The sequence below is a fragment of the Mycolicibacterium anyangense genome (genome assembly GCF_010731855.1).
Taxonomy (GTDB): Bacteria; Actinomycetota; Actinomycetes; order Mycobacteriales; family Mycobacteriaceae; genus Mycobacterium; species Mycobacterium anyangense.
Genome location: NZ_AP022620.1, coordinates 2,088,830 through 2,101,781 on the forward strand (window position 1 = coordinate 2,088,830; position 12,952 = coordinate 2,101,781).

The following is a 12,952-nucleotide window of genomic DNA, read 5'->3' on the forward strand; positions in this document are numbered from 1 at the left end:
CCCTGCCGCTGATCCTGACCGCGCACGGCAGTGCCGATCCGCGCTCGGCCACGGTGACACACGCGGTGGCCGACCAGATCCGGCTGCAGCGGCCCGCATTGGACGTTCGAGTCGCGTTCTGCGAGAAGAACTCCCCCAACCTGCGCGACGTATTGCAGGCGCACAATGAACCTGCTGTGGTCAGTCCCCTGCTGCTGGCCAGCGCCTACCATGCCCGGGTGGACATCCCGGCGATGATCGCCGAGGCCGATGCCGATGTGTTGCAGGCCGACGCCCTCGGCGAGGACCCGCGCCTGGTGCAGGTCATGCGTGAACGCCTGGCCCACACCGGTGTCGGCCCGCACGACCACGAGGTGGGGGTGCTGGTAGTGGCCGTCGGGTCGTCGCGGCCGCAGGCCAACGCCCGCACGGCCACCCTCGCCGGCGCGCTGTCCGATGGCGCCCATTGGGCAGCCGCACAGGTGGCTTACGCCACCGGACCGCAGCCGTCGGTGCGCGACGGGATCGAGCTGCTGCGGCAGTCCGGCGCCCGCCGGATCGTGCTGGCGCCGTGGTTCATCGCGCCGGGACGCATCACCGACCGGGTGGCCGAGATCGCCGAAGCCGAGGGCATCGCGATGGCCGATCCGCTGGGCGCACACCCACTAGTGGCCGAAACGGTGCTCGACCGATTCGACCGCGCGGTGGCGCAGCGCGCCGCGGCTTAGCTTGCCGCGACCTGGACTTCGCCGGCGATCGGCGGCACCCGGGTGGCCCGCACATAGACGGTGTCGCCCTCTTTGAGGCCCAGCGCCTCGGCGTCGCCCCGGGTGATCTGTGCGGTGAACGGCGAGCCGTTGGTCGCGCTGGTCAGTTCCACCCGCACCTCGAAGCCCAGGTACACCACACGGTCGATGGTGGCTCGGGTGACCCCGGTGGACTCTGCGGTGCCGTCACCAGCCGCGATGGCCATCTCCGGGCTACGCCCGACCCGAATGTCGTGCGGACGCACCAAGATTCCGTTCAGTGCCGACACGGTCCCCAGGAACGACATGACGAACGCGTTTGCCGGACTGTCGTAGACCTCGGTGGGGCTGCCGACCTGTTCCACCCGACCCTTGTTGAGCACCGCGATCCGGTCGGCGACATCCAGCGCCTCGGCCTGATCGTGGGTCACCAGCACCGTCGTCACGTGGACCTCGTCGTGCAGCCGGCGCAGCCACGCCCGCAGATCCTCCCGGACCTTGGCATCCAGCGCGCCGAACGGCTCGTCGAGCAGCAGCACTTCCGGGTCGACGGCCAGGGCCCGCGCCAGCGCCATGCGCTGACGCTGACCGCCGGAAAGCTGGTTGGGATAACGGTTCTGGAAGCCGGCCAAACCGACGACCTCGAGAAGGTTGTCCACCTTCTCCTTGATCTCGGACTTGGGCTTCTTGCGGATCTTCAGCCCGAACGCGACGTTGTCGCGCACCGTCAGGTGCTTGAACGCGGCGTAGTGCTGGAAGACAAACCCGATGCCGCGGCGCTGGGGCGGGATACCGGTGACGTCACGGCCATTGATCGTGACGGAGCCGGTGTCGGGCTGGTCGAGCCCCGCGATGGCGCGCAGCAGCGTGGACTTGCCCGAGCCGCTGGGACCCAACAGGGCGGTCAGCGATCCGGACGGCACCACGAAGTCGACGTTGTCGAGGGCGACGAACTCGCCGTAACGCTTGTTGGCGCCGCTGACGGTGATCGCATTGGTCATGACAGTTCCAATCTGGTCTGGCTCATTCGGCGGCCCGCGCCCGCCGCGCGTCGAGAATCACCTGGACGACGAGGACGATGACGGCGACGGCCATCAGCAGTGTCGAGACGGCGTAGGCGCCGTACTCGGAGCCGCGGTTGTAGCGGTCGGACACCAACAGGGTCAGGGTCTGGGACGTGCCGGGCAGGTTGGACGACACCATGATCACCGCGCCGTACTCGCCGAGGGTGCGCGCGACGGTGAGCACGATGCCGTAGGTCAGGCCCCACCGGATCGATGGGAGGGTGATCCGCCAGAACGTTTGCCACCAGCTGGAACCCAGCGTTGCGGCAGCCTCCTCCTGGTCGGTGCCCAGTTCGTGCAGCACCGGTTCGACCTCCCGGATGACGAACGGCACGGTGACGAAAATGCTGGCGAGCACGATGCCGGGCAGCCCGAAGATGATCTTGAAGCCCAGACTGTTCTCGACGAAACCGAAGACCCCAGCGGTCCCCCACAACAGGATCAGGGCTACGCCGACGACTACCGGCGACACCGCGAACGGCAGATCGATGATTGCCTGCAGTGCCGCCTTGCCACGAAACTTGTTGCGCGCCAGTACTAGGGCAGTCGGAACCCCGAAGATGACGTTGAGCGGCACCACGATCGCCACCACGAGAAGCGACAGTTGCAGGGCGGATATCGCCGCAGGCGTGGAGATCGAGGCGAAGAACGCACCGAAGCCGGGAGCGAAGGTGCGCCACAGGATCAGCCCCACCGGGACCAGAACCAAGATCAGAACGTAGCCCAGTGCCGTATAGCGAGCGAGGTATCGCACCAACGGAGACGGGGTCATGACGCCAGCTCCTCCCGTTTGGCCGCCCGCGATCCGATCGCCCTGAGGATGAACAGCACCACGAACGAGATCAGCAGCAGGACAATGGAAATCGCCGCCGCACCGGTCCGGTCGTCATTCTCGATCAGCGTACGGATCCACTGCGAGGACACCTCGGTCTCACCTGGCACCGCACCACCGATCAGCACCACCGACCCGAATTCACCGATGGCACGGGAGAAGGCCAGTCCGGCGCCCGACAGCAGCGAGGGCAGCAGGGCAGGCAATACGACCCGGGTGAAGATGACGGTGTTGTTGGCGCCAAGCGACGCCGCCGCCTCCTCCACCTCACGGTCGAGTTCGAGCAGAACCGGCTGAACCGAGCGCACCACAAAAGGCAGGGTGACGAACAGCAGCGCGATACCAACGCCCCACTTGGTGTGTTGCAGATGCAGATCGACCGGACTGTTCGGGCCGTAGAGCGCCAGCATCACCAGGCTCGCGACGATGGTGGGCAGCGCGAACGGCAGGTCGATCACCGCATCCACCAGGCGCTTGCCCGGGAAGTCGTCGCGGGTGAGCACCCAGGCCACCAGCAGGCCGAACACCGCGTTGATCAGGGTCACGCCGATCGAGATGGTCAACGTGACCCGGAACGACTCCTGCGCTGCGTTCGAGGTGACCGCCGCCCAGAACGCCGACCAACCGCCCTTGGCGGACTGCCAGACGATCGCTGCCAGCGGCAGCAGGACGATGACACTCAGCCAGATCGACGCGGCACCGACCCGCAGCCGGGTGGTGCCGTGCCGACGAGATAGAAAGCCGGGCGACCGGCCCGAGTCACCGCCGGTGAGCTCGGGCCGGACCGCCGAAGGATTCGGCTCGATAGCCGCTGTCATCCAGTGGCCTGCTTGTAGATCTTCGTGATGGAGCCATTCTCCTTGTCGAACAGCGCCGGATCCACCGTTGTCCAGCCACCGAGATCGGCGATGGTCCACAGCTTCTCTGCGGGTGCCGGGAACTCGGACGCGAAGTCCGCTGCGACCTTGGGGTCGACCGGACGGAAACCGGCTTCGGCCCAGATCTTCTGGCCCTCCGGGGTGAACAGGTAATTCTTCAGCGCGGTGGCCTTGTCGGCATGCGCACTGGTGGTCACCACGGCCACCGGGTTCTCGATCTTGAAGGTCTGCGCCGGGATGAAGTGCTCGACATCCTTGCCCTGCCGCTCGATGTTGATGGCCTCGTCCTCGTAGCTCAGCAGGACGTCACCGGTGCCCTGCAGGAACACGTCGGTGGCCTCGCGGCCCGAACCCGGACGGGTCTTGACGTGCTCGCTGACCAGCTTGCTGACGAAGTCGAGACCGGCTTGCGCATCCTGGCCGCCGTTGCTCTTGGCGGCGTACGGCGCCAGCAGGTTCCACTTGGCCGAACCCGAGCTCAGCGGGCTCGGAGTGACGACCTCGATACCCGGCTTCAGCAGATCGTCCCAGGTCTTGATGTTCTTGGGGTTTCCCTTGCGCACCACGATGGACACCACCGATCCGAACGGGACGCCCTTGGTGGCGTCCTTGTTCCAGTCGGCGGCCACCTTGTTGGCCTTCACCAGTCGGGTGACGTCGGGCTCGACCGAGAAGTTCACGATGTCGGCCGGCTTGCCGTCGACCACCGCGCGCGACTGGTCACCGGAGGCGCCGTAGGACGTGGTGACGGCGACACCCTTGCCCTCCGGAGTGGCGGCGAAGGCCGGGATGATCTTGCTCCAGCCCGGCTCGGGCACGGCATAGGCGACCAGGGTGAGGGTGGTATCAGCCTTCGGCTGGTTTCCACCACCGGCGACGTCGCTCGAGCCTCCGCCACCGCACGCGGCCAACACTGTGGCGGTGACGGTGAGAGCCGCGGCAGCGCGCCAACGGCTCGGGATGGAGGGGACTCTCTTCATGGGGGGCCTTTCTCATTGTGGGATGTGGGCGGATCGCACCCGTCACAACGGAATGGCTATGTATCAACGGCGAATTGCCATGACCATCACCGACACCAAACCGCAGGCGGGCAGGGGTGTCAGCGACAACAAGCGACATCAGCAACGGCACACGCACCGACGGCAATGAGCGCCAATTTATGGCCCTCGCCGTAACCGGTCGCCGATTGCATGGCGCGAAGCTTAACAGAGTTTCAGCGCAGGGCTACTCGGGGCGTCAGCGATTGAGAAGCCACACCACGACGACGAGGATCAGCAGCGCGACAAGGGCCAGTGTGACCCGCGACCTGGGCATCCCGCTCACCGATTCTGCTCCTCACTGCGCCGAATCCAGTGCAGCGCCTTGATGCCGTTTCCCAGGATGACGTCGATCGTGGCGGCGATGCCGTAGGCCAGCGCCAGCACCACCGGAATCACGATGACGACCTGCAGCACGAATCCGAGGCCGGATAGCCACAATTCCACGCCGTCCCACCAACTGAGGATCCCGGTCACGATCCCAGCCTAGGCCGCCACCGATACCCGCTCGCCATCGGTGTGAGCAGCAAAGTTACGGTTCGGCGCAGAAGTGGACGCCAGACCTCCGCGCGGTCGATGATGTCTGGATGGTTCTGCAAGCCCAGCCAGCAGGTGATAACTCGGCCGTGCCGGCCTTCGACACCGCCGCACCGCTGTCGGCCACGGCGCCGGTGCCGTACACACCGGGCGGGCCCCTGCGCAACCCGTTCCCGCCGATCGCCGACTATGCGTTCCTCTCGGACTGCGAGAACACCTGCCTCATCTCCTCGGCCGGGGCGGTGGAATGGCTGTGCGTCCCGCGGCCCGACTCCCCCAGCGTCTTCGGCGCCATCCTGGACCGCGGGGCCGGCCACTTCCGGCTCGGGCCCTACGGGGTCTCGGTGCCGGCAGCACGCCGCTACCTGCCCGGCAGCCTGATTCTGGAAACCACCTGGCAGACCCACACCGGCTGGGTGATCGTCCGCGACGCCCTCGTGATGGGGCCATGGCATGACATCGAAACCCGGTCGCGCACCCACCGGCGCACCCCGATGGACTGGGATGCCGAACACATCCTGCTGCGCACCGTGCGCTGTGTGAGCGGCACGGTCGAGATGGTGATGAACTGCGAGCCGTCCTTCGACTACGCCCGCGTCAACGCGACGTGGGAGTACTCGGCCAACGCCTACGGCGAGGCGATCGCGCGGGCCCGCAAGGATCCCGATGCGCACCCGACGCTGAGGCTGACCACCAACCTTCGGATCGGGTTGGAGGGCCGCGAGGCCAGGGCGCGAACCAGGTTGAAGGAAGGCGACAACATCTTCGTCGCCCTGTCCTGGTCGAAACATCCGGCGCCGCAGACCTATGAAGAGGCCGCCGACAAGATGTGGCAGACCAGCGAGGCCTGGCGCCAGTGGATCAACATCGGTGACTTCCCGGACCACCCGTGGCGGTCGTACCTGCAGCGCAGCGCGCTCACCCTCAAGGGGCTGACCTACTCGCCCACCGGCGCCCTGCTCGCGGCCAGCACCACCTCGCTGCCCGAGACACCCCAGGGCGAACGCAACTGGGACTACCGCTACGCCTGGGTGCGTGACTCGACATTCGCCTTGTGGGGCCTCTACACCCTGGGCCTGGACCGGGAGGCTGACGACTTCTTCTCATTCATCGCCGACGTCTCGGGCGCCAACAACGGGGAGCGGCACCCGCTGCAGGTGATGTACGCCGTCGGCGGCGAACGTGAACTCGTCGAGGAGGAGCTCAACCACCTGTCGGGCTACGACAACGCTCGGCCGGTGCGCATCGGCAACGGCGCCTACAACCAACGCCAGCACGATATCTGGGGCACCATGCTGGACTCGGTGTACCTGCACGCCAAGTCCCGCGAGCAGATCTCCGATCAGCTGTGGCCGGTACTCAAGGAGCAGGTCGAAGAGGCCATCAAGCACTGGAAGGAACCCGACCGCGGCATCTGGGAGGTTCGCGGTGAACCGCAGCATTTCACCTCCTCGAAGGTGATGTGCTGGGTCGCCCTGGACCGCGGCTCCAAACTGGCCGAACTGGTCGGTGAAAAGAGTTACGCACAGCAGTGGCGGGCCATTGCCGAGGAGATCAAGGCCGACATCCTGGCCCACGGGGTGGACCAGCGCGGGGTGCTCACCCAGCGCTATGGCGACGACGCGCTGGACGCCTCACTGCTGCTGGTTCCGCTGGTGCGCTTCCTGCCGTCCGACGACCCGCGGGTACGGGCCACCGTGCTGGCGATCGCCGACGAGCTCACCGAGGACGGCCTGGTACTGCGCTACCGGGTCGAGGAGACCGACGACGGGCTGTCCGGCGAAGAGGGCACGTTCACGATCTGTTCGTTCTGGCTGGTGTCGGCTCTGGTGGAGATCGGTGAGGTGAGCCGGGCCCGGCATCTGTGTGAGCGGTTGCTGTCGTTCGCCAGCCCGCTGCATCTCTATGCCGAGGAGATCGAGCCGCGCACCGGCCGGCATCTGGGGAACTTCCCGCAGGCGTTCACGCACCTGGCGCTCATCAACGCCGTCGTGCACGTCATCCGCGCCGAGGAGGAGGCGGACAGCACCGGGGTGTTCCAGCCGGCCAACGCCCCCATGTAGGAGCGCGATATGCGCGCTACCCGAGACGATCGGTGACCATCGCCGACTCGATCCGCTGCAACACCGCCTTGACGGTCGCCACCTCACCCACGTCGTCGCCCAGAGCCGTGGCCATGTGACGGGCCCACTGCCGGCGCAACCGGGTCAGATTCGCAGCGGCCAGCTCGGTGGGAAAGAGATTGACACCGCGGGCGTCCTGGGGATCGACGCGACGCTCGACGAATCCGCGGCGTTCCAGGCTCCGCAGCGCCGTGCTGAGGTTGCTGCGCTGCAGGCCGGTGTGTTTGGCGACGTCACTGGGAGCCGCGCCGGGATGGTTGTCGATATGACGCATCACCTGGGCCTCCGACGGGGTGAGCGGCACCGTCTCGGCGTCCATGCCCATGCGGAGTTCTCGGCCGATGGCGAGAATCACCTCGGCGAGGTCGGCCAGCTGGCTGTCCATGGACAAAGACTACGCCCATTGGTTATTATTTTATAGTTATTTGTTCATAACTACTTCAATGAGGACTCATGACGACCGCAGCGACCGAGCCCGGCCGGACCAACCAGCACGACGGGTCCATCTCACCCTGGCTGCTGTTGGCGCTGGCCCTGCTCTCGGCGGTCGCCCCGGTGGCCACCGACCTCTACCTGCCCGCCTTCCCCGAGATGACGGCCGAACTGCACGCGAGCGCGACGGCCGTGCAGTTGACCCTGACCGCGTTCCTGCTCGGCCTCACCTTCGGGCAGCTCGCCTTCGGACCGCTGTCCGACCGCGTCGGCCGCCGCGGCCCGCTGGTGGTCGGCACCCTGCTGTGTGTGCTCGCCAGTGCGGTGGCGGCCACCGCCCCCAGCGTCGGCATCCTGATCGCGGCACGCTTCGCCCAGGGATTCACCGGCGCAGCCGGCATGGTGATCGGCCGGGCGGTGATCTCCGATCTCGCGACCGGCAAGTCGGCTGCTCGCGCCTTCAGCCTGATGATGATCGTCGGCGGCATCGCCCCTGTCGTCGCCCCGTTCGCCGGCGGACTTCTGGTCGGCCCCCTCGGGTGGCGCGGCATCCTGTGGGTGGTCGGCGGTATCGCGGTGTTGATGTTCCTGTCCTCGGCTGTCCTGGTGCGCGAGTCACATCCCATGGAGCGCCGGGAGGCCCTCAAAGCGACTGTGGCCGAGGGTATTTCACGGTGGGGCGAACTGCGCTCCCGCACCTATCTGGCCAACACCCTGGCGTTCGGCTTCGGGTTCTCGGTGATGATGGCCTATATCTCGGCCTCCCCGTTCGTCTACCAGGTGATGCTCGGGCTGACTCCGATGCAGTACGGGATCGCCTTCGCCGTCAATGCGCTTGGTCTCACCGCCACGAGCGCACTGTCCGCGCGGTTGACGGCAAGCGTCTCGAGCCGCCGACTGCTCGGCACCGGCCTCGGTGTGACACTGGCCGCGACACTCACCCTGCTCGTCCTGACCCTCACCGCGGCCCCGGCATGGACCGTCGCCGTCCCGATCTTCGTCGCGGTGTGCTGCCAGGGACTGATCCTCGGCAACGCCACCGCACTTGCCCTCGCAGCGGTGCCGACCGCCGCCGGGGCCGGCTCAGCCGGCCTGGGCGCCTTGCAGTTCGGGTTGGGAGCAGCGGTCTCCCCGCTGGTCAGTCTCGGCGGAGAGCACACAGCCCTGCCGCTGGCCATCGTCATGGTGACGCTGTCGGTGTTGGCGATAGCGGCCTATCTTGGCGGCCGAAACGCTACTTCTTAGCCACCTTGGCCAGCATGCCGGTGGCGATCGATTTGGCCTCGTCACCGATGGAGTCGCTGCACGCCCACACTTCGACGATGAGGTTGGCGGCCGAGGCCATCGCGTGCTGGCAGCCCCATCCCCCGGCATCTTGTTGCTCGATGCCCTGGGTCAGCACTTCACCACTGACATCGGCGGCACCGATGTCCCACGTCGCATGAACCCCGGTGCGGTCGACGTCCACCGACGCCTTCTCGCACGACTGCCACGTCGTCCGTGACTCCTCCAGGAACTGCTGCGCCTTGCCCGCCGAGGGGAACAGCACGGCGATCTGCTCCACCCAGTGATCGTTGTCGTCGGTGGGTTCCTGAAGCACCTCGTCGCGAACGGCAGACCAGCCGCTACCCCGGTAGACCTTCTCCTCGGCGCCGTACATGGCGCCCAGGCAGTCCACGTCGGACACCACGGCGGAGTTGTCGCTCAAGGTCTCGGTGGATCCGGTCTCCCGGATTCCGGTCGAGCCCATCACGCCGTTGATCTGGCCCACGCTGAGCAGCACCCGACCGAGATCGGACTCGGTGAGGTCGGGAAGGTTCACCGAGGCCTTACCGGTCCCCTGCGTCCGGACCGCCGTTCCCGCGACCGTCGAGGCGCATCCGGAGGCCAGGGCGCTGGCCAGCAACGCGGTCACGTAGAGCACGGGTATACGGCGCATCATCGCAATATTGTCCCTCCGCTGACCGTTTCCTGTGTGTCTTCGGCGGGTGGCCGGTCACCGGGGCTAGCCGAGCCGCTCGACCATCAGCCGGGCGATACCGGCGGCCCGGTCGGCGGTCGCAGCCCGGCCGGCGGTGACCGCCATGTCGACATCGACAATGCAGTCGGCCGACACCTCGACGGCCCGCTCGGCGGGGAACTGCGCACCACCCTGGTTGTCGGAATTGACGATGATCGCCGTCAGGACCGCTCCGTCGACACGGACGTCGGTGACCTTCTCGTACAGTTCGGTGTTCTGCGGGCCCGGCAGGAACGTCGTCACCGTAGTGCCCTCGCAGGCCTTCCAGCGGGCCGCGAACGCGCTGAACATCCGCTGCGCCTCACCCGGTGACCGGAACCGCACCACCCCGGCGTCGACGCTGGAAACCGCCTGGCCGGTTCCGTACCGCGAGAATTCCTGCCAGGCAGCCCCGACGACGTCGCCCTTCTCGTAGACGATGCGCATGAACGGCGACACCGCCCCGAGGCAGTCGATGGGCCGGGCGGTGTCGTTGTCCCGGATACCGTTCGGCAGGACGCCGATGCCGCCCTGATAGGGGCGTGAACCGTTGTCGCTCAGGGGGTTTCCGGCGATCCGACTCACCTCGGCGCTGGTCGGCAGCGCTGAGACGAGTGGGCGCAGCGGGCCGGTCTGCGGCACGGCACGGCCATCGACAGTGGCCGCGCAGCCGGCCAGCACGGTGATGCCCAACACGGCACCGAGAATCGATCGCCCCCGAACGACGTAACCGTCGTGTGTGATGTGCTCCTACTTCCGAGTTTTCTCGCCCGACTTGTCGCCGCCGGAATCGGTACTGAGCGCGGCGACGAAGGCTTCCTGCGGCACGTCGACCCGACCGATGGTCTTCATCCGCTTCTTGCCCTCTTTCTGCTTCTCCAGCAGCTTGCGCTTGCGGGTGATGTCACCGCCGTAGCACTTGGCCAGAACGTCTTTACGGATCGCCCGGATATTCTCGCGCGCAATGATTCTCGACCCGATCGCGGCCTGCACCGGCACCTCGAACTGCTGGCGCGGGATCAGTTCCTTGAGCTTGGTGGTCATCTTGTTGCCGTAGGCCGAGGCCGAATCCTTGTGCACGATCGCACTGAACGCGTCGACGGCCTCACCCTGGAGCAGGATGTCGACCTTGACCAGCGCGGCCTCCTGCTCACCGGCCTCCTCGTAGTCCAGGCTGGCGTAGCCGCGGGTGCGCGACTTGAGCGCATCGAAGAAGTCGAAGATGATCTCGCCCATCGGCATGGTGTAGCGCAGTTCGACGCGTTCGGGTGAGAGATAGTCCATGCCGCCGAGCTCGCCACGGCGGGACTGACACAGCTCCATGATGGTGCCGATGAATTCGCTGGGCGAGATGACCGTGCACTTGACCACCGGCTCGAAGACGGAGCGCACCTTGCCTTCCGGCCAGTCCGACGGGTTGGTCACGGTGAGCTCGGTGCCGTCGTCCTGGATCACCCGGTAGACCACGTTGGGTGCGGTGGAGATCAGGTCGAGGTCGAACTCCCGCTCGAGCCGCTCCCGGGTGATCTCCATGTGCAGCAGTCCGAGGAACCCGCACCGGAAGCCGAAGCCGAGCGCCACCGACGTTTCCGGTTCGTAGGTCAGCGCGGCGTCGTTGAGCTGAAGTTTGTCCAGCGCCTCACGCAGGTTCGGGTAGTCCGAGCCGTCCACCGGATAGAGCCCGGAATACACCATCGGCTTGGGCTCGCGGTAGCCGGTGAGCGCCTCGCCGGCGCCGTTGCGGGCGGTGGTGACGGTGTCACCGACCTTGGACTGGCGGACATCCTTCACACCGGTGATCAGGTAGCCCACCTCACCGACACCGAGGCCCTCGGTGGCCTTAGGCTCCGGGGAGACGATGCCCACCTCGAGCAGCTCGTGGGTGGCGCCGGTCGACATCATCTTGATCTTCTCGCGGGGAACGATCTTGCCGTCGACCACGCGCACGTAGGTGACCACGCCGCGATAGATGTCGTAGACCGAGTCGAAGATCATCGCCCGGGCCGGGGCGTCGGCATCACCGGTGGGGGCCGGCACCTGGCGCACCACCTCGTCGAGCAACTCGGCGACGCCCTCGCCGGTCTTCCCGGAGACCCGCAGCACGTCACCCGGCTCGCAGCCGATGATGTGCGCGAGTTCGGCGGCGTAGCGCTCCGGGTCGGCGGCGGGCAGGTCGATCTTGTTGAGCACCGGGACGATGGTCAGGTCGCGGTCCAACGCCAGATAGAGGTTCGCCAGGGTCTGGGCCTCGATACCTTGGGCCGCATCGACCAGCAGGATCGCGCCCTCGCAGGCCTCCAGCGCCCGGGACACCTCGTAGGTGAAGTCGACGTGGCCGGGGGTGTCGATCAAGTGCAGAACGAACTCGTCGTCGCCGACCTTCCACGGCAGTCGGACGTTCTGGGCCTTGATGGTGATGCCGCGCTCCCGCTCGATGTCCATCCGGTCCAGGTACTGGGCGCGCATCGAGCGCTCATCGACGACACCGGTGAGCTGCAGCATCCGGTCGGCCAGCGTCGACTTGCCGTGATCGATGTGGGCGATGATGCAGAAGTTCCGAATCTGTGCCGGCGCGGTGAACGTCTTGTCGGCGAAACTGCTGATGGGAATCTCCTGGTCGGGCGGTGTTCTGAGGGCCGTTGGGCAGCTCAAGAGTATCGACACCGGCGCCGTCGAGCACAATCGCGCTCCATCGTCCTCGCCTATGCTGTCGAGAATGGCGTCGCAGTGGAAGACGTTGCAACGGATTCTGATCAACACCGAGCACCTCGTGTTCAACGAAGCTCCCAAGCTCATCCGCCAGCTGCAGAGTCCGCAGGGGGTGCAGCGGACCATCCAACAGGGCCTCAAATTGGGTCTCGACGCGTTGCTCGCGACCGCCCTTGCCCCCGAGGCGCCCGCCGCGATCACCGCGGGTCGCCCGGTGACCAAGGCTGGTGTGCCCACCGCGCACCGTGCCCGCAAGGTCGTCTACTCCCCCGATCTGGACGGCCGGGCGGACCCGGGCGAGATCGTCTGGACGTGGGTGGTCTACGAGGACGATCCCACTCAGGGCAAGGACCGCCCGGTTCTGGTCGTCGGCCGGGACCGCGAGATTCTGCTGGGGTTGATGCTGTCCAGCCAGACTCAGCGCGCCGAGGACCCGAACTGGATCGGTATCGGCGCGGGCACCTGGGACTACGAGGGCCGGGCCAGCTGGGTGCGGCTGGACCGGGTGCTCGACGTTCCCGAGGAGGGCATCCGGCGGGAAGGCGCGATCCTCGATGCGGCGACCTTCGAACTGGTGGCCACCCGACTGCGGTCGGAGCATTCCTGGAGCTGAGCG

Annotated in this window: 13 protein-coding genes and 1 pseudogene; 4 read left to right on the forward strand and 10 right to left on the reverse strand. The window is 66.9% G+C overall.

All coding sequences use genetic code 11. The features are described from left to right. Nucleotides 1-2: 2 nt before the first annotated feature. Complete coding sequence (locus tag G6N35_RS09885) at nt 3-707, forward strand: sirohydrochlorin chelatase (protein WP_163807582.1); 705 nt, start codon at nt 3-5, stop codon at nt 705-707. Here G6N35_RS09885 and G6N35_RS09890 read toward each other — a convergent pair. The 6 genes from G6N35_RS09890 to G6N35_RS09910 form a co-directional block, all read right to left on the reverse strand. Next, nucleotides 704-1,726: a sulfate/molybdate ABC transporter ATP-binding protein gene (locus G6N35_RS09890; RefSeq protein WP_163804096.1), complete on the reverse strand. Its 1,023-nt coding sequence runs from the start codon at nt 1,724-1,726 to the stop codon at nt 704-706. The two genes, G6N35_RS09885 and G6N35_RS09890, sit on opposite strands and share 4 nt — an antisense overlap. Before the next feature lie 22 nt (nt 1,727-1,748). Further along, entirely contained in the window at nt 1,749-2,561 is an 813-nt protein-coding gene (cysW, locus tag G6N35_RS09895) for a sulfate ABC transporter permease subunit CysW (protein ID WP_163804097.1), read from the reverse strand. Continuing rightward, nucleotides 2,558-3,439: a sulfate ABC transporter permease subunit CysT gene (cysT, locus tag G6N35_RS09900; protein ID WP_163804098.1), complete on the reverse strand. Its 882-nt coding sequence runs from the start codon at nt 3,437-3,439 to the stop codon at nt 2,558-2,560. The genes cysW and cysT overlap by 4 nt, the downstream gene beginning before the upstream one ends. After that, nucleotides 3,436-4,479, reverse strand: coding sequence for a sulfate ABC transporter substrate-binding protein (locus tag G6N35_RS09905; protein ID WP_163804099.1), 1,044 nt, complete (start codon nt 4,477-4,479; stop codon nt 3,436-3,438). The genes cysT and G6N35_RS09905 overlap by 4 nt, the downstream gene beginning before the upstream one ends. A gap of 119 nt (nt 4,480-4,598) precedes the next feature. Further along, entirely contained in the window at nt 4,599-4,691 is a 93-nt protein-coding gene (locus G6N35_RS27750; RefSeq protein ID WP_407664535.1) for an Ms4533A family Cys-rich leader peptide, read from the reverse strand. 127 nt (nt 4,692-4,818) lie between these two features. After that, nucleotides 4,819-5,013, reverse strand: coding sequence for a hypothetical protein (locus G6N35_RS09910; RefSeq protein ID WP_163804100.1), 195 nt, complete (start codon nt 5,011-5,013; stop codon nt 4,819-4,821). A 110-nt stretch (nt 5,014-5,123) separates the two neighbouring features. Here G6N35_RS09910 and G6N35_RS09915 point away from each other — a divergent pair, with 110 nt between their 5' ends. Next, nucleotides 5,124-7,136, forward strand: coding sequence for a glycoside hydrolase family 15 protein (locus G6N35_RS09915; protein ID WP_163804101.1), 2,013 nt, complete (start codon nt 5,124-5,126; stop codon nt 7,134-7,136). A 16-nt stretch (nt 7,137-7,152) separates the two neighbouring features. Here G6N35_RS09915 and G6N35_RS09920 read toward each other — a convergent pair whose 3' ends face one another. After that, nucleotides 7,153-7,581, reverse strand: a complete 429-nt coding sequence (locus G6N35_RS09920; protein ID WP_163804102.1) for a MarR family winged helix-turn-helix transcriptional regulator — start codon at nt 7,579-7,581, stop codon at nt 7,153-7,155. Between the two features lie 68 nt (nt 7,582-7,649). Between G6N35_RS09920 and G6N35_RS09925 the strand changes: the two genes are divergently transcribed. Further along, complete coding sequence (locus G6N35_RS09925) at nt 7,650-8,873, forward strand: multidrug effflux MFS transporter (RefSeq protein WP_163804103.1); 1,224 nt, start codon at nt 7,650-7,652, stop codon at nt 8,871-8,873. On the opposite strand, the gene G6N35_RS09930 is transcribed toward G6N35_RS09925, so the two are convergent. From G6N35_RS09930 to lepA, 3 genes and pseudogenes are all read right to left on the reverse strand, one after another. Beyond that, nucleotides 8,863-9,570, reverse strand: coding sequence for a sensor domain-containing protein (locus G6N35_RS09930; RefSeq protein ID WP_246224264.1), 708 nt, complete (start codon nt 9,568-9,570; stop codon nt 8,863-8,865). The two genes, G6N35_RS09925 and G6N35_RS09930, sit on opposite strands and share 11 nt — an antisense overlap. A 63-nt stretch (nt 9,571-9,633) precedes the next feature. Next, nucleotides 9,634-10,323 carry a sensor domain-containing protein gene (locus tag G6N35_RS09935; RefSeq protein WP_163804104.1) on the reverse strand — a complete coding sequence of 230 codons (690 nt, stop codon included), beginning with the start codon at nt 10,321-10,323 and terminating at the stop codon, nt 9,634-9,636. A 54-nt stretch (nt 10,324-10,377) separates the two neighbouring features. Then, a pseudogene (gene lepA / locus G6N35_RS09940) lies at nt 10,378-12,355 on the reverse strand (translation elongation factor 4). Between lepA and G6N35_RS09945 the strand changes: the two are divergent. After that, nucleotides 12,344-12,949 (forward strand): type II toxin-antitoxin system PemK/MazF family toxin, encoded by a 606-nt coding sequence (locus G6N35_RS09945; protein WP_179967340.1) that lies wholly within the window; start codon nt 12,344-12,346, stop codon nt 12,947-12,949. The pseudogene lepA and the gene G6N35_RS09945 overlap by 12 nt on opposite strands. The last annotated feature ends 3 nt before the right edge of the window (nt 12,950-12,952 follow it).